14 protein-coding genes and 1 tRNA gene are annotated in these 15769 nt (G+C 65.6%); 5 read left to right on the top strand and 10 right to left on the bottom strand.

The genetic code is table 11. From position 1 onward, the window contains the following. Nucleotides 1–45: 45 nt before the first annotated feature. The 3 genes from MMSP_RS09930 to MMSP_RS09920 form a co-directional block, all read right to left on the bottom strand. A tRNA-Gln gene (locus MMSP_RS09930) sits at nucleotides 46–117 on the bottom strand. Between the two features lie 143 nt (nucleotides 118–260). Continuing rightward, nucleotides 261–1730, bottom strand: coding sequence for a glutamate--tRNA ligase (gene gltX / locus MMSP_RS09925; protein ID WP_084472552.1), 1470 nt, complete (start codon nucleotides 1728–1730; stop codon nucleotides 261–263). Continuing rightward, nucleotides 1727–2524: a fumarylacetoacetate hydrolase family protein gene (locus MMSP_RS09920; RefSeq protein ID WP_020786501.1), complete on the bottom strand. Its 798-nt coding sequence runs from the start codon at nucleotides 2522–2524 to the stop codon at nucleotides 1727–1729. The genes gltX and MMSP_RS09920 overlap by 4 nt, the downstream gene beginning before the upstream one ends. Before the next feature lie 250 nt (nucleotides 2525–2774). Here MMSP_RS09920 and MMSP_RS09915 point away from each other — a divergent pair, with 250 nt between their 5' ends. After that, on the top strand, nucleotides 2775–4049 hold the full coding sequence (locus MMSP_RS09915; RefSeq protein ID WP_134427185.1) for an MFS transporter: 1275 nt from the start codon (nucleotides 2775–2777) through the stop codon (nucleotides 4047–4049). Here the strand turns inward: MMSP_RS09915 and MMSP_RS09910 are convergent. After that, nucleotides 3949–4968 (bottom strand): 3-isopropylmalate dehydrogenase, encoded by a 1020-nt coding sequence (locus tag MMSP_RS09910; protein ID WP_015355127.1) that lies wholly within the window; start codon nucleotides 4966–4968, stop codon nucleotides 3949–3951. The genes MMSP_RS09915 and MMSP_RS09910 overlap by 101 nt on opposite strands. A 55-nt stretch (nucleotides 4969–5023) precedes the next feature. Continuing rightward, nucleotides 5024–6610, bottom strand: coding sequence for a phosphoglycerate dehydrogenase (serA, locus tag MMSP_RS09905; RefSeq protein WP_036427194.1), 1587 nt, complete (start codon nucleotides 6608–6610; stop codon nucleotides 5024–5026). A gap of 30 nt (nucleotides 6611–6640) precedes the next feature. Between serA and MMSP_RS09900 the strand changes: the two genes are divergently transcribed. Continuing rightward, on the top strand, nucleotides 6641–8071 hold the full coding sequence (locus MMSP_RS09900; RefSeq protein WP_020786499.1) for an NAD(P)/FAD-dependent oxidoreductase: 1431 nt from the start codon (nucleotides 6641–6643) through the stop codon (nucleotides 8069–8071). Further along, nucleotides 8068–8670, top strand: coding sequence for an NAD(P)H:quinone oxidoreductase (gene wrbA / locus MMSP_RS09895; protein ID WP_015355124.1), 603 nt, complete (start codon nucleotides 8068–8070; stop codon nucleotides 8668–8670). The genes MMSP_RS09900 and wrbA overlap by 4 nt, the downstream gene beginning before the upstream one ends. Before the next feature lie 86 nt (nucleotides 8671–8756). Here wrbA and ilvC read toward each other — a convergent pair whose 3' ends face one another. The 3 genes from ilvC to MMSP_RS09880 form a co-directional block, all read right to left on the bottom strand. Further along, nucleotides 8757–9758: a ketol-acid reductoisomerase gene (gene ilvC / locus MMSP_RS09890; protein WP_036427193.1), complete on the bottom strand. Its 1002-nt coding sequence runs from the start codon at nucleotides 9756–9758 to the stop codon at nucleotides 8757–8759. Between the two features lie 72 nt (nucleotides 9759–9830). After that, nucleotides 9831–10340, bottom strand: coding sequence for an acetolactate synthase small subunit (gene ilvN / locus MMSP_RS09885; RefSeq protein WP_011740020.1), 510 nt, complete (start codon nucleotides 10338–10340; stop codon nucleotides 9831–9833). Continuing rightward, entirely contained in the window at nucleotides 10340–12196 is a 1857-nt protein-coding gene (locus MMSP_RS09880) for an acetolactate synthase large subunit (RefSeq protein ID WP_012393526.1), read from the bottom strand. The genes ilvN and MMSP_RS09880 overlap by 1 nt, the downstream gene beginning before the upstream one ends. Nucleotides 12197–12542: 346 nt before the next feature. Between MMSP_RS09880 and MMSP_RS09875 the strand changes: the two genes are divergently transcribed. After that, nucleotides 12543–12902: a PH domain-containing protein gene (locus MMSP_RS09875; RefSeq protein WP_369797349.1), complete on the top strand. Its 360-nt coding sequence runs from the start codon at nucleotides 12543–12545 to the stop codon at nucleotides 12900–12902. Nucleotides 12903–12910: 8 nt separating this feature from the next. Here MMSP_RS09875 and MMSP_RS09870 read toward each other — a convergent pair whose 3' ends face one another. After that, the gene (locus MMSP_RS09870) at nucleotides 12911–13759 is read right to left on the bottom strand and encodes a DoxX family protein (protein ID WP_012393523.1); all 849 of its coding nucleotides are present in this window, start codon (nucleotides 13757–13759) and stop codon (nucleotides 12911–12913) included. A 230-nt stretch (nucleotides 13760–13989) separates the two neighbouring features. Here MMSP_RS09870 and MMSP_RS09865 point away from each other — a divergent pair, with 230 nt between their 5' ends. After that, nucleotides 13990–15111 (top strand): sorbosone dehydrogenase family protein, encoded by a 1122-nt coding sequence (locus tag MMSP_RS09865; protein ID WP_012393522.1) that lies wholly within the window; start codon nucleotides 13990–13992, stop codon nucleotides 15109–15111. A 25-nt stretch (nucleotides 15112–15136) separates the two neighbouring features. Here MMSP_RS09865 and MMSP_RS09860 read toward each other — a convergent pair whose 3' ends face one another. Then, nucleotides 15137–15736: a flavin reductase family protein gene (locus tag MMSP_RS09860; protein WP_012393521.1), complete on the bottom strand. Its 600-nt coding sequence runs from the start codon at nucleotides 15734–15736 to the stop codon at nucleotides 15137–15139. Between the last annotated feature and the right edge of the window lie 33 nt (nucleotides 15737–15769).

The following is a 15769-nucleotide window of genomic DNA, read 5'->3' as shown; positions in this document are numbered from 1 at the left end:
TCACCCGGATAAGCCCACCTAATCGCTTGCATTGGTGGGCTTTTGCTGGGGTACCAGGACTCGAACCTAGAATGGCTGAACCAGAATCAGCTGTGTTGCCAATTACACCATACCCCATTTTGGCCTAAAACAGCTGGTCAGAGCGGATCTGCGAGATTTACCCGCATCGCGACCCCACTACTGCCAACCATTGTCGGCCGACGTGCACACTACCAAAGACTCAGCCGGTATTGCGCATGGCGCCTTCGATTCTCGTCACACTAGGGCGAACCGACCTGATCGCGCGCCGATCGGAGCCTGCCCAAACTACGTTCGCGGCCGAGCAGTTCCAGTGATTCAAACAGCGGCGGACTAACCGTGGTGCCGGTGGCGGCAACCCGGATCGGGCCGAACGCCTTGCGCGGTTTGAGGGCCATACCCTCGATCAACGCGGTCTTGAGGGCCGCCTCGATGTCGGCAGTGGTCCAGTCGGCCGCACCGTCAAGCGCCGCGATAGCGGCGTCTAGCACTGGGCCGGCGTCGGGCCCCAGCTCCTTGGCCGCGGCTTTGGGGTCGATCGCGTACCGGTCGTCATTGAGGAACTTCAGCAATGCCCACGCATCCTCGAGTACCACGATGCGGGTCTGCACCAACTCCGCGGCGACGGCGAACGCCGCGTCGTCCAGCGCGAGCTGATGGCCGTGGGTATCCAGGTACGCGCGCAATCTGGCGGTGAAATCCGCGACGTCGAGCATCCGGATGTGCTCGGCATTGATCGCGTCAGCCTTCTTCTGATCGAAGCGCGCCGGGTTGGAATTCACGTCGGCCACATCGAACGCGGCCACCATCTCATCCAGGCTGAACAGATCGTGGTCATCGGCGATGGCCCAGCCGAGCAGCGCAAGGTAGTTGAGCAAGCCTTCGGGAATGAAGCCCCGGTCGCGGTGGGCAAACAGATTGGACTGCGGGTCCCGCTTGGAGAGCTTTTTGGTCCCCTCCCCCAATACCGTTGGCAAGTGCGCGAATTCCGGAACGCGCTCGGCAATCCCGATGCGCATCAGCGCCTGGTATAGCGCGATCTGGCGCGGCGTGGACGGCAGCAGGTCCTCGCCGCGCAGCACGTGGGTGATCTTCATTAGCGCGTCGTCGCAGGGGTTGACCAAGGTGTACAACGGATCTCCGGTTGCCCGGGTCAACGCGAAGTCGGGCACCGAGCCCGCCGCGAAGGTGGTCGGCCCACGCACCAGGTCATGCAAAGCCAGATCGGTGTCGGGCATCCGCAGCCGCACCACTGGCTTACGGCCTTCGGCCAGGTAGGCCGCGCGCTGGGAATCGGTCAGCTGACGGTCGAAGTTGTCGTAACCCAACTTGGGGTTGCGGCCGGCGGCGATGTGGCGGGCTTCGACCTCCTCGGGCGTCGAGAAGGCGTAATAGGCCTCACCCGCCGTCAACAGCTTGGCCACTACGTCGTGATAGATCTCGGTGCGCTGCGACTGCCGATAGGGCCCGTAGGGCCCGTCCACCTCGGGCCCCTCATCCCAGTCCAAGCCCAGCCAGCGCAACGCGTCGAGCAGGGCGAGATAGCTTTCCTCACTATCGCGTGCGGCGTCGGTGTCCTCGATGCGAAAAACAAAGGTGCCACCGGCGTGCCGGGCATAGGCCCAGTTGAACAGCGCGGTGCGAACCATTCCAACATGAGGGATACCGGTGGGCGACGGGCAGAATCGGACCCGGACGCTGGATGAAGTCACGACTTTCCTTTACGGACTACGGGGTTGGTCAGGGTGCAGATCCCCTCGATGGTGATGGAGACGGTGTCACCGTCTTCGATGGGACCGACCCCCGCGGGTGTTCCGGTGAGGATGAGATCACCGGGCAGCAATGTCATTACCGCCGAGATCCACTCCACGATGGCACCCACATCGTGGATCATCAGCGAGGTACGCGCGTGCTGCTTGACCGCACCATTGACTTCGGTGCGCAGTTCGAGGTCGGCAGGGTCGACATCGGTAACGATCCATGGCCCGACCGGACAGAATGTGTCATGGCCTTTGGCCCGGGTCCATTGCCCGTCGGATTTCTGCTGATCGCGGGCGGACACGTCATTGCCGATGGTGTAGCCGAGGATGTTGTCGACCGCCTGCGCGGCCGAGACGTCCTTACACGGCCGGCCGATCACAATCGCCAGTTCGCCTTCGAAGTGGACTGGTGATGCCTTGGCGGGCAACCGAATCGGCACGTTCGGACCGACGATCGCCGTGTTGGGCTTGAGGAATATCACCGGATCCGCCGGCGTCGGACCGGTTTGGCCGCCCATCTCCGCGATGTGATCGGTGTAGTTCTTGCCGACACAGACCACCTTGCTGGCAAGTATCGGGGCCAGCAGCCGCACATCGGCCAACGGCCACGAGCGGCCGGTGAAGTTCGGCGTCCCGAAAGGGTGCTCCGCGATCTCCCGGGCGGTCATCGCACCCGGATTGTCTAACTCGCCTTCGATGCTGGCGAAGGCGACCCCGTCAGGGCTGGCAATACGTCCAAGGCGCATTCGGATGAGCCTAGCGGGGCGACGATTCGGGCTGGCACGGCCCGATGAGAAGCCCCGCAATCCCACCCAGCGGGCCTGGGCGCGCTGCGCAGGGCTCCGGCGTTCCCTGGCGCGCTGCGGCCCGGCGATCTTACTGGAAAGCGATTCGATGGCGCCCTGCGCCGAGTCCGCCGATCCCGCTGCGCCACCCGACAGCGCAGAGGTGTGCAAGCATTAGCTAGTGCCTGATGAGTCGAGCGCCACACAGGAACTGAGTCTTTCCGCGCGGTGGTGGATTGTGATCGTCTCGCTGATCGTCACAGCAAGCTCATTTCTATTCATCAACGGTGTCGCCTTCCTGATCCCCCGGTTGGAAAACGCGCGCGACACCCCGCTGGCCGAGGCGGGTCTGCTGGCGTCCATGCCCAGCTGGGGCATGGTGGTAACGCTGGTCGCCTGGGGCTATGTGTTGGACCACGTCGGCGAGCAGATCGTGATGACCGTGGGCTCGGCGCTCACCGCGATCGCCGCCTATGCCGCGGCATCGGTGGATTCGCTGTTGTTGATGGGCATCTATCTGTTCCTCGGCGGCATGGCGGCCGCCAGCTGTAACAGCGCCGGCGGCCGGTTGGTGTCCGGCTGGTTTCCGCCCCATCAACGTGGGTTGGCGATGGGTATCCGTCAGACGGCGCAACCCCTGGGAATCGCCCTAGGTGCGCTGGTGATCCCCGAGCTGGCCGAACACAGCATTCACAACGCGTTGATGTTTCCCGCTGCCTTTTGCACGATCGCCGCGGTAGCCAGCCTGGTCGGCGTGGTCGACCCGCCCCGCAAGTCCCGCAAGGTGGCCAGCAAGGAAGAACTTGCCAGCCCGTATCGGGGTTCGGCGGTGTTGTGGCGAATTCATGCGTCCTCGGCGCTGCTGATGATGCCCCAGACCGTGACCGTCACGTTCATGCTGGTTTGGCTGATGAATCATCACGGCTGGCCGGTTGCCACTGCCGGAATCCTGGTGACCGTCTCGCAGCTGCTGGGCGCGCTGGGCCGCATCGCGGTAGGCCGCTGGTCCGACCGCGTGGGTTCGCGGATGCGACCGGTGCGCGTCATCGCGATCGCGTCGGCTGCCGCCCTGTTCCTGCTCGCGCTCGTCGACGACGAGGGCTCCCGGTATGACGTCCTACTGATGATCACGATCACGGTGATCGCAGTGCTCGACAATGGGCTGCAGGCAACCGCGATCACGGAATACGCCGGGCCGTACTGGAGCGGACGCGCATTGGGCGTTCAAAACACCACTCAGCGCCTGATGGCGGCCGCCGGGCCTCCCATCTTCGGTGCGCTGATCACCACGGCTGCCTACCCACTGGCCTGGGGACTGTGCGGGTTGTTCCCGCTGGCAGCGATACCGCTGGTTCCCACCCGGCTACGTCCGCCCGGGTTGGAGCCTAGAGAGCGGCCGCAATCCGCTCGCCGACTGCGGCGGTGGCAAGCCGTTCGTTCCCGCGAGTTGCCAAGTAACCCTCGACCGCCCGATCCACCCGGCTAGCCGCGTCGTCCAGGCCCAGGTGGGCAAGCAGCAGCGACACCGACATGATGGCCGCGGTCGGATCGGCGATGCCCTGACCGGCGATATCGGGCGCACTTCCGTGCACCGGCTCGAACATCGACGGGTTGGTCCGGGTCGCATCGATGTTTCCGCTGGCGGCCAGGCCGATTCCACCGCACACGGCCGCCGCCAGGTCGGTGATGATGTCGCCGAACAAGTTGTCGGTGACGATCACGTCAAAGCGGCCGGGATCGGTAACCATGTGGATGGTCGCCGCATCGACGTGCTGGTAGGCCAACTCGACATCGGGATACTCTTCGCCGATCTCCTGCACGGTCCGCCACCACAGCGAGCCCGCAAAGGTCAGCACGTTGTTCTTGTGCACCAGGGTCAGGTGCTTGCGCCGCCGCATGGCTCGTTCGAAGGCGTCCCGCACCACTCTGCGCACCCCGAACGCGGTGTTCACGCTGACCTCGGTGGCAACCTCATTGGCCGTGCCGACCCGGATCGCGCCGCCGTTTCCGGTGTAAGGGCCTTCCGTTCCCTCACGCACCACCACGAAGTCGATCTCGGGATTGCCCGGCTCCAACGCCAACGGGCTCTTCACTCCCGGATACAGCCGACCCGGACGAAGATTGATGTGGTGGTCCAGCTCGAATCGAAGCCGTAGTAGCAGACCCCGCTCGAGCACGCCGCTGGGCACCGACGGGTCACCGATCGCGCCCAACAAGATGGCATCGTGCTCGCGTAACTCCGCGATCACCGAATCCGGCAATATCTCGCCGGTGGCATGAAAACGCCGTGCACCCAGGTCATAGTTCGTCTTCTCGACACCCGGCTGGACCACGTCGAGGATCTTGACCGCTTGGGCCACCACCTCGGGACCGATCCCGTCACCGGCAACGATCGCTAATTTCATCGGTATCGCTCTCCTGCCCCCACGTCGTTTCGCTGCACGCCGTCACCGCCGCGGCTCACGAGAGATCGACAACTTCAAGCCTGTTGGCGCCCACCGCGGCGGCGATGGCCGAACGCACGTCCTCAGGCACATCCTGGTCCAGGCGCAGCAGAACGGTGGCGCCCGGGCCCTCCACGTCCTCGGAGAGCTGCGCGGCATGGATGTTCACCCCGGCCGCACCCAGCAGCGTGCCGATCTTGCCCAAAGCCCCCGGCTGGTCGACGTAGTTGACGATCAGGTTGGCCCCCTCGGCCCGCAGGTCGAAGTGCCGGCCGTTGATCTGAACGATCTTGTGGGTCAACTGCGCGCCGTACAACGTGCCCGAGACGCTCACCACCGAGCCGTCCGCCCCGACGACACGCACGTCGACGACGCTGCGGTGGTTGGGGCTCTCGGAGGCCTTGCTGATCTCGACGGAAACACCGCGTTCGGCGGCCAGCGCCGGCGCATTGACGAAGGTCACCGGGCCTTCGACGACCGCCGAGAACAGACCGCGCAGTGCCGACAGCTTGAGCACCTCGACGTCTTCAGACGCCAGCTCGCCACGGGCCTGAACCGACAGCGACACCGGTGGTTCATCGGACAGCGCGGCGGCCAGTACCCCGAGTTTGCAGGCCAGATCCAGCCACGGGGCCACCTCCTCGTTGACCGCACCACCGGCGATGTTCACCGCGTCGGGAACGAACTCACCGGCCAGCGCCAGCTTCACGCTGGCGGCGACGTCGGTTCCGGCCCGGTCCTGGGCCTCGGCGGTGGAGGCCCCCAAATGCGGTGTGACCACGACCTGCGGTAGCTCGAACAGCGGGCTGTCGGTGCACGGTTCGGTGGCGAACACGTCGAGCCCGGCCCCACGGACGTGGCCGCTGGTGATGGCCTCCGCCAGCGCTGACTCGTCGATCAGTCCGCCGCGTGCGGCGTTGACGATGATGACGCCGGGCTTGGTCTTGGCCAGCGCCTCCTTGCCGAGCAGGCCGGCCGTCTCGGGCGTCTTGGGCAGGTGCACCGAGATGAAGTCGGCACGGGCCAGCAGGTCGTCCAGGGGCAGCAGCTCAATGCCCAGCTGAGCCGCGCGCGCGGGCGACACGTAGGGGTCGTAGGCGACCACATGGGCACCGAACGCCTCGACCCGCTGTGCGACCAACTGCCCGATCCGGCCCAGACCCACCACCCCGACGGTCTTGCCGAAGATCTCCGCACCGGAAAACGATGACCGCTTCCAGGTGTGCTCGCGCAATGAGGCGTCGGCGGCCGGGATCTGGCGAGCGGCGGCCAGCAGCAGCGCCATCGCATGCTCGGCGGCGCTGTGAATGTTGGAGGTGGGAGCGTTGACCACCAGCACACCGCGCGTGGTAGCCGCATCCACGTCGACGTTATCCAGCCCCACGCCGGCGCGCGCGACGATCTTGAGTTTGGTCGCCGCGGCAAGTACCTCGGCGTCGACCGTGGTGGCCGAACGCACCAACAACGCGTCGGCCTCGGGCACCGCGGCCAGCAGCTTTTCCCGGTCAGGACCGTCCACCCAGCGCACCTCGACCTGGTCTCCCAGGGCAGCGACTGTTGATTGAGCAAGTTTGTCGGCTATTAACACAACAGGGAGGTTCACGCGGCCAGCGTAGTCGGCTGTAATCATGGGGTGGACGTCACCGTCGTCGGCAGCGGGCCCAACGGGTTGACCGCAGCGGTGATCTGTGCTCGTGCAGGTCTAAGAGTGCAGGTCATAGAGGTCCAACAGACCTTCGGTGGCGGCTCCCGCACGGCAGCTGACTTCGAATTTCCCGGAGTCCTGCACGACGTGTGCTCAGCGGTGCACCCACTGGCGCTGGCGTCGCCGTTTTTTGTCGAGTTCGATCTGGCCGCCCGGGGCGTGCGGCTGGCCGTGCCGCACATCTCCTATGCCAACCCGCTGCCGGACCGCCCAGCGGCGATCGCCTACCGCGATCTGCGGCAAACCTGCGCCGAACTCGAGCATGGCCCATCCTGGGAGCGCTTGCTGGGCCCGCTCGTAGAGAACTGCGACGCCGCGGTCGATTTGCTACTCGGCGACAAGCGGTCGGTACCCACCGCGCTGCGCCCCGCCATGCATCTGGGTCTACGCGTGCTGGCGCAGGGCACCCCAGCATGGCGCGGACTCGCTGGCGAAGATGCCCGCGCATTGTTCACCGGCGTTGCTGCCCACGCTATTTCGCCGCTGCCTTCGCTGGTGTCGGCCGGCGCGGGGCTGATGCTGGCCACCCTGGCCCATAGGGTCGGCTGGCCCATCCCGATCGGCGGCAGCCAGGTGATTGCCGACGCGCTGATCGCCGATCTGCGCGCGCACGGCGGCGAGCTGACCGCCGGGATCGAGGTGACCGAACCGCCCCAGGGCGTCGCCGTCTTCGACACCGCACCCACGGCATTGCTGCAAGTGTATCGGGACACGATCCCCAACCGGTACGCGACCGCATTGCGCCGGTACCGATTTGGATCCGGGGTAGCCAAGGTCGACTTCGTGCTCAACGGCGACATCCCGTGGTCGGATGACCGGATCGCGACGGCCCCGACATTTCACCTCGGCGGTACCCGCGAACAGATGGCGCACGCCGAAGCAGAAATCGCCGCCGGGCGCCACGCCGATTGGCCGATGGTGCTGGCGTCCTCGCCCCACACGTCCGATCCCGGCCACGTCGACGACGGCGGCCACCGGCCATTTTGGACCTACGCCCATGTGCCGGCGGGGTCTTCCGTCGATGCCACCGAGGCGGTGTGTCGTGTCGTCGAACGGTTCGCGCCCGGCTTCCGTGACGTCGTGGTGGCGGCTCGCAGCGTGCCCGCGGCCGCGATGGCCGCGCACAACGCCAACTACGTGGGCGGCGACATCGCAGTGGGGGCAAACTCCGTCTGGCGAGCGATGGCTGGCCCCACCCCGCGGCTAAATCCTTGGCGCACGCCGATTCCGAAGGTGTACCTGTGTTCGGCCGCAACCCCACCCGGCGCCGGGGTCCATGGCATGGCCGGCTACTACTGTGCGCGCACGCTCTTGCGTCGCGAGTTTGGGATTGCCGAAATGCCTAAGCTATCGCTATGACAAAACTCGCGGTCATTTACTACTCGGCCACCGGCCACGGGACAACGATGGCGCGGCACGTCGCCGCCGCGGCCGAGTCCGCCGGCGCCGAGGTACGGGTGCGACACGTCGCCGAAACCCGCGACCCCGATTCATTCGCCCACAATCCCGCGTGGTCAGCCAACTACGAAGCGACCAAAGACCTTCCGGCTGCCACCGGAGACGACATCGTGTGGGCCGACGCGGTCATTTTCGGTTCACCCACCCGTTTCGGATCGGTCGCGGCACAGCTGCGCGAGTTCCTCGACTCACTCGGCGGGCTGTGGGCCGAAGGCAAGCTGGCCGACAAGATTTACGCGGCCTACACCTCAACCAACACCGCCCACGGCGGTCAAGAGACCACCCTGCTCACGTTGTATGTCACGCTGATGCATTTCGGGGGCATCATCGTGGCGCCGGGGTACACCGACGCGCTCAAGTTCGTCGACGGCAATCCCTACGGAGCGAGCCTGGTGGCCACCCACGACAACATCAACGACATCGACGAGCCGACCGCCAACGCTTTGGACCACCTGGCGCGCCGCGTGGTGCACACCGCCGATCGGCTCGCCTCCGGCTAAGCCCGATCGCCGAGCGTCACGCCAGGGTGACGGTCGACGCCGAGCGCCACGCTGGTGTGACGCTCGGCGCCGTGAGCCGCAAAGGGCTAGGCCGTCTCGGTGATCGGGCGGTCCACCCAGCTCATCAGGTCGCGCAGCTTCTTACCGGTGACCTCGATCGGGTGCTCGGCGTTCTCCTTGCGCAGCGCCTCGAGTTGCTTGTTGCCGCCCTCGACGTTGGCGACCAGCTTCTTGACGAAGTCGCCGCTCTGGATGTCGCGCAAGATGGCGCACATCCGCTCCTTGGTGCCCGCGTCGATCACGCGCGGACCGGACAGGTAGCCACCGAACTCCGCGGTGTCCGACACCGAGTAGTTCATCCGGGCGATGCCGCCCTCGTACATCAGGTCGACGATCAGCTTGAGCTCGTGCAGCACCTCGAAGTAGGCCATCTCCGGCGGGTAGCCCGCCTCGACCATCACGTCGAAACCGGTCTTCACCAGTTCCTCTGTGCCACCGCACAACACGGCCTGTTCGCCGAACAGGTCGGTCTCGGTCTCGTCTTTGAAGGTGGTCTTGATGACGCCGGCCCGAGTGCCGCCGATCGCCTTGGCATAGGACAACGCCAGCGCCTCACCCTTGCCGGTCGGGTCCTGGTCGACCGCGATCAGACACGGCACGCCCTTGCCGTCGACGAACTGACGGCGCACCAGGTGGCCGGGCCCCTTCGGGGCCACCATGGCCACGGTGACGTCGGCCGGCGGCTTGATCAGGCCGAAGTGGACGTTGAGGCCGTGACCGAAGAACAAGGCGTCACCGGGCTTGAGGTTGGGCTCGATGTCGTTGGCAAAGATCTCGGCCTGGGCGGTGTCGGGTGCCAGCACCATGATGACGTCGGCCCACTCGGCCACCTTGGCCGGCGTATCGACCTCGATGCCCTGCTCCTCGACCTTGGCCCGCGACTTCGAGCCCTCTTTGAGCCCGACCCGCACCTGGACACCCGAGTCGCGCAGACTCAGCGAGTGCGCATGTCCCTGGCTGCCGTAGCCGATCACACCGACCTTGCGGCCCTGGATGATCGAAAGGTCGGCGTCATCGTCGTAGAACATCTCCAATGCCTGGGATGACACGTCTGCCACGTGAATATCTCCTTCTTACTTGTCTTTTCGAAACGTACGAATTTACTTGGCGGCGGTGCCGATGCCGCGCGGACCGCGGGACAACGCCACCATTCCGGACTGGGCGATTTCGCGGATGCCGAACGGCTCCAGTACTCGAAGCAACGCTTCCAGCTTGCCGCGGTCGCCAGTGGCCTCGATGGTCAGCGATTCCGGCGATACGTCAATGATCTTGCCACGGAACAGATTTACCGCTTCAATCACCTGACTGCGGGTGCCCGCATCCGCCCGAACCTTGATCAGCGCCAGTTCCCGGGCCACCGAGTGGTCGTCATCCTGCTCGATGATCTTGATGACGTTGATCAACTTGTTGAGCTGCTTGGTGATCTGCTCGAGCGGAGTCGCCTCGGCGGAGACCACGATGGTCATCCGCGACATGTCCTTCTGCTCGGTAGCACCCACAGCCAACGACTCGATGTTGAAACCACGCCGCGAGAACAGCGCCGCGACGCGCGCCAACACACCGGGCTTGTCTTCGACCAGCACCGACAAGGTGTGAGTCTTCGTGCTCATCAGGCGTGCCCTTCGCTCTCGTCGTCGAACAGCGGGCGGATGCCGCGGGCCGCCTGGATCTCGTCGTTGCTGGTTCCGGCGGCAACCATCGGCCAGACCTGCGCATCGGCACCGACGATGAAGTCGATGACCACTGGCCGGTCACTGATCTCCCTGGCCTGGTTGATCACGTCGGCGACATCTTCTTCTCGCTCGCAACGCAATCCCACACAGCCCAGGGCCTCGGCCAGCTTGACGAAGTCTGGGATGCGGTGTGAGTGGGTGGCGAGGTCGGTTTGTGAGTAGCGCTCCTCGTAGAACAGATTCTGCCACTGCCGCACCATGCCCAGGTTGCCGTTGTTGATCAGTGCGACCTTGATCGGGATGCCCTCGATCGCGCAGGTGGCCAGTTCCTGATTGGTCATCTGGAAGCATCCGTCGCCGTCGATCGCCCAGACCTCGGTGTCGGGCAGCGCGATCTTGGCACCCATGGCCGCCGGGATGGCGAAGCCCATCGTGCCCAGCCCGCCGGAGTTGAGCCAGGTGCGCGGCTTCTCGTACTTGATGAACTGTGCCGCCCACATCTGGTGCTGCCCGACTCCGGCGACATAGATGGCGTCGGGGCCGGCGATCTCGCCCAGCTTCTCGATCACGTATTCCGGGCCCAGGCTGCCGTCACTTTGAGGTCCGTAGCTCAGCGGATACGTCGCCCGCACACCCTCCAGGTACGCCAGCCATTCGGACATCTCGATGTTGCCCGGAATGTCGTAGTGGCGCAGCATCGCGATCAGCTCGGTGATAACGGCCTGAACGTCACCCACGATCGGAACATCGGCGTTGCGGTTCTTGCCGATCTCGGCAGGGTCGATGTCGGCGTGGATCACCTTGGCCTCGGGGGCGAAGGAGTCGAGCTTTCCGGTGACCCGGTCGTCGAAGCGGGTGCCCAGGGCGATCAGCAGGTCGCTGCGCTGCAGGGCCGCCACCGCGGCCACCGTGCCGTGCATGCCCGGCATGCCCATGTTCTGGCGGTGGCTGTCAGGAAACGCGCCACGCGCCATCAGGGTGGTGACCACCGGAATGCCGGTCAGTTCGGCCAACTCGGCCAGCTGCTCGGTCGCCTCGCCACGAATGACGCCGCCGCCCACGTACAGCACGGGCTTGCGCGCGGCCCCGATCAGCTTGGCGGCCTCACGGATCTGCCGGTTGTGCGGCTTGGTGTTCGGCTTGTAACCCGGCAGATCCATCTGCGGCGGCCAGCTGAACGTGCACTGGGCCTGCAACACGTCCTTGGGGATGTCGACCAGCACGGCGCCGGGGCGCCCCGAGGCCGCGATGTGGAAGGCCTCGGCCAGCACCCGAGGGATGTCGTCACCGGTGCGAACCAAGAAGTTGTGCTTGGTGATCGGCATCGTGATGCCAGAGATGTCGGCTTCCTGGAAGGCGTCGGTGCCGATCAACCCGCGGCCAACCTGACCGGTGATGGCGACCACCGGGATCGAGTCCATCTGGGCGTCGGCCAGCGGAGTCACCAGGTTCGTCGCGCCCGGGCCCGAGGTCGCCATGCACACCCCGACCTTGCCGGTGGCATGCGCGTAGCCGCTGGCCGCGTGACCGGCGCCCTGTTCGTGACGGACCAGCACGTGACGTAGCTTCTGCGAGTCGAACAGCGGGTCATACACCGGCAGGACGGCACCGCCGGGAATCCCGAAGATGATCTCGACGTCGAGTTCTTCCAGCGACCGGATGACCGACTGGGCGCCGGTAAGCTGCTCCGGTGCAACATGTTTCGAGTGAACCGGCGAAGAGTTCACGCCAGCTGCCACGCCGCGCGGCTGCGGCTCTGATGTCGGGGAGTGTCGCTTGGTCGGTGCGCTCACTGTCCTTCTAGTCCTTTGTCCCGCTTCGCTGTCGAAGTCTCGTTGGTTAGGCAACAAAAAACCCCCGTCAGCTCACCTGCTGCACGAGGGTTGCGCGTTGGTGCTCGATTGACCTAGTCAGGCAACAACGCGCCGACCAAGTACTACAAGCTTTCCGGGGGTTCCGGCGGTATCCATAGCGTCTGACGGTAGCCTTCGCACAGCTCAACCGTCAAATCCGAGGCCTCGAGCTGGTGCTCACCGTCGGCTTCGGCGCCGGTCCGCACCGGCGCCACCGCCCCGACATGGCCAGACGGACCCGATTGCGCGGCGATGGAATGATACGAGGGTGACTACTCAAACGGCGGTGGTGATCAGGGTGTCGCCCATTGCGCACCTTGCGGTTGGCTTTGCGACGCTGGGTCTGCTGATACCGGTGCTGGCCTGGCCGCCAAGCGCTCCGCTGCTCCTTCTCCCGGTGCTGGTTTCGGCGCTGATCATCCGGCTGCGGACGGTCGCCGACGAGAACGGGGTGACCGCGCGGACATTGCTGGGCAGTACCACCGTGGCCTGGGATGACATCGAAGGTTTGCGGTTTAACCGCGATTCCTGGGCGCGGGCCCAACTCAGAAATGGCGGTGAACTGCGGTTGCCCGCGGTCACCTTCGCGACTCTGCCGCAGCTGACCGAAGCCAGCTCAGGGCGCGTCCCCAATCCGTACCGGTGAGACCGGGCTCAGGCGACTGGATTCACCCCGTTGAGCAACACCCATATCGCGATACCGGCGGCGATGCCCGTTAGCAGGGCGACGAAGGACCCGATGAACGGCCGGTGCGCCCAGCCGCGGCCCGCGTCGAGGCCATAGCGGCCGGGACCGCTCAGGATGACGGCGACGGCCATCACAACCAGGGTGATCTGGTACTCATGGCCGTCGGGCAGGAAGTAGGAGAACTGTGAATGCGGCCGCGCCGAAACGTTGGCGAGCGTGCCGTTGATCAGGAAGGCCAGTGCGCCCGCCCCGGCCAGCGGCGTGAACAGGCCCAGAACCAGCAGCACTCCCACGACGATCTCGCCGCCGGCGCCTACGTAGGCCAGGATGTCGGCATGCTGAAAGCCCACATCTGAGAGCGAGTTCTTGAACGCGGTCACCCCGGAGCCGCCCCACCAGCCGAACAACTTCTGCAATCCATGCGCGATCAGCACCGCCCCCAGCCCAACCCGCAGGATCAGAAGGCCGAAGTTTTGGGTCCCGCGCCGGCTGGCGGCGCGTATCCGCTCGTCGTCCTCGTCCATGTCCAGAGCTGCGGGCGTCGCCGGGATGTGGCGCGCGCCCGGCTGGGGCTGGACGTAGGGCAACGGTTCCTGCGCGTCCATCAGGTTGTATCCCGAAGGCACAGCTCCGGAGTTGGTCGGGTCGTATGGCGGGATGACGGTGGTGGTTCCGGCGCTGCCAAAGTCACTCGAGTACTTCGCAGGGGTCAAGTCGTCTTCGGGGTCGACCAGGCTCGCCGTGACGGGGCGTCCCGGGATCGGTCCAGGGGAATCGTCCGGTCGTTGCCAACGTGAGTCATTCGAACTGGTCACTCGTGCCAGGGTAAGGGCAACTAGACCTGAATTGGGGATTTGAGCGGCGCTTTCGCCTGTTAAATCCGCACTTCGTACCCGACGGGTCCGCCGGTACCCTCAAATCGGCCCTCAGCCGAGGGACCGCGGTCATCCAAACCAGTGCGGTGGGCCTGCGAGCACAACCGCCTCGACGACGCACGGTGGCGGCCGGTGGCGGCGCCGCAGACAATGTCCGTAGCCTGTCGGTCATGCGGATACGGCGGTCGATTCGGTACGCGCTCGCTGCGTTGTGCGCGGTGACGTTGGTATCGAGCGGCTGCGCGCGGTTCAACGACGCCCAATCCCAGCCGTTCACCACCAACCCCGAACTGCGGCCTCAGCCGAGTTCGACGCCTCCTCCCCCGCCGCCGCTGCCTCCGACACCATTCCCCAAGGAATGCCCGGCCCCCGGAGTGATGCAGGGCTGCCTGGACAGCACCAGCGGCTTGATCATGGGCTTGGACAGCAAGTCCGCACTGGTGGCCGAGCGCACCACCGGCGCCGTCAAGGAGGTGTCGGTCAGCGCAGAACCCAAGGTGAAGGTGGTCATCCCGGTCGACCCGGCCGGCGATGGCGGCTTGATGGATATCGTGCTCTCGCCGACCTATTCGCAGGACCGGTTGATGTACGCCTACATCAGCACGCCCACCGATAACCGGGTGATCCGCATCGCCGACGGCGATGTCCCCAAGGACATCCTGACCGGTATCCCCAAGGGCCCCACCGGCAATACCGGCGCGTTGATCTTCACCAGCCCCACCACGCTGGTCGTCATGACCGGAGACGCGGGTAGCCCAGAGATGGCCGCCGATCCCAATTCGCTGGCGGGCAAGGTGCTGCGGATCGAGCAGCCCACCACGATCGGGCAAGCCCCGCCCACCACGGCGCTGGCCGGCGTCGGCTCGGGGGGCGGCATGTGCATCGACCCCGTCGACGGCTCGCTCTACATCGCCGATCGCACGCCGACCGCGGATCGGTTGCAGCGCATTACCAAGAACTCAGAGGTTTCCACGGTGTGGACCTGGCCGGACAAACCCGGCGTGGCCGGGTGCGCGGCGATGGACGGGACCGTGCTGGTCAACCTGATTGAAACCAAGCTGACGGTGGCGGTCCGGCTCGCGGCGTCGACCGGGGCGGTCACCGGTGAGCCGGATGTGGTGCGCAAAGACACGCACGCACATGCCTGGGCATTGCGCATGTCACCGGACGGCAACGTCTGGGGCGCCACGGTCAACAGGACCGCCGGCGATGCCGAGAAGCTTGATGACGTGGTGTTTCCGCTGTTCCCGCAGGGCGGCGGATTCCCCCGCAACAACGACGACAAGACCTGACGATCGGGCCCCTACTAGGGCGCGACTAGGGATAGTCGAGGGTGAATCGCACGCCGTATCGGCGCGTCACCTCAGCGGGTTTGTGGAACCGGGTCGGCTCCTCCTGGCCGGGTTCGAAGTCCTCAATATCGAGGTCGGACAGGTAGAGCAGTTCTTCCGGGGCATCGGGAGCCCAGACAGCAATCGGCTCCAGCAGGTAGGCCACGTGGTCGCCAACGTCGCTGCGGCTCAAGATCTTGCCGACGAACCACGCGGCCGCATCGTCGAGAATCGGCATGCCGTAGGGACCGGCGCGCCACGAGCAACGTTCGAATTTGTCAGCCTCCTCGCCCGCTTGGCTGCCGAAGAGTTCGGCCAGGGCCTGGTGACGACGGGCCAGCACGTGCACCGCGACACAGTCGGAGCGGCTCGCCGGCTCCACCATGCGGCTGGTGGTGGGCATCCCGATCATGAAACTTGGTGGCTGCACGCTGGTCTGGGTGGCAAAACTGACCAGGCAACCCGACGGGACCGCGTCGGCCTGGGTTGTCACCACAAACACCGGCGCGTCCAGCATCGCCATCATGTCTTCGAACGGTTCACCGACCACATCAACATCATGGATGCACAACGCCGGTTGTGACACTCTTTCTCACGATTGGTCAGCGAACACTCAGCG

It is taken from the genome of Mycobacterium sp. 012931, assembly GCF_000419295.1.
Classification (GTDB): Bacteria; Actinomycetota; Actinomycetes; order Mycobacteriales; family Mycobacteriaceae; genus Mycobacterium; species Mycobacterium marinum.
This window is presented reverse-complemented; position numbering and strand designations above follow the sequence as displayed.

What these genes read in the sequence shown, in the direction of transcription:
- ilvN (WP_011740020.1), bottom strand. Translation starts at nt 10,340, where the DNA reads ATGAGCACGAAGACTCACACCTTGTCGGTGCTGGTCGAAGACAAGCCC.
- ilvC (WP_036427193.1), bottom strand. Translation starts at nt 9,758, where the DNA reads ATGTTCTACGACGATGACGCCGACCTTTCGATCATCCAGGGCCGCAAG.
- MMSP_RS09865 (WP_012393522.1), top strand. Translation starts at nt 13,990, where the DNA reads ATGCGGATACGGCGGTCGATTCGGTACGCGCTCGCTGCGTTGTGCGCG.
- wrbA (WP_015355124.1), top strand. Translation starts at nt 8,068, where the DNA reads ATGACAAAACTCGCGGTCATTTACTACTCGGCCACCGGCCACGGGACA.
- MMSP_RS09920 (WP_020786501.1), bottom strand. Translation starts at nt 2,524, where the DNA reads ATGCGCCTTGGACGTATTGCCAGCCCTGACGGGGTCGCCTTCGCCAGC.
- MMSP_RS09910 (WP_015355127.1), bottom strand. Translation starts at nt 4,968, where the DNA reads ATGAAATTAGCGATCGTTGCCGGTGACGGGATCGGTCCCGAGGTGGTG.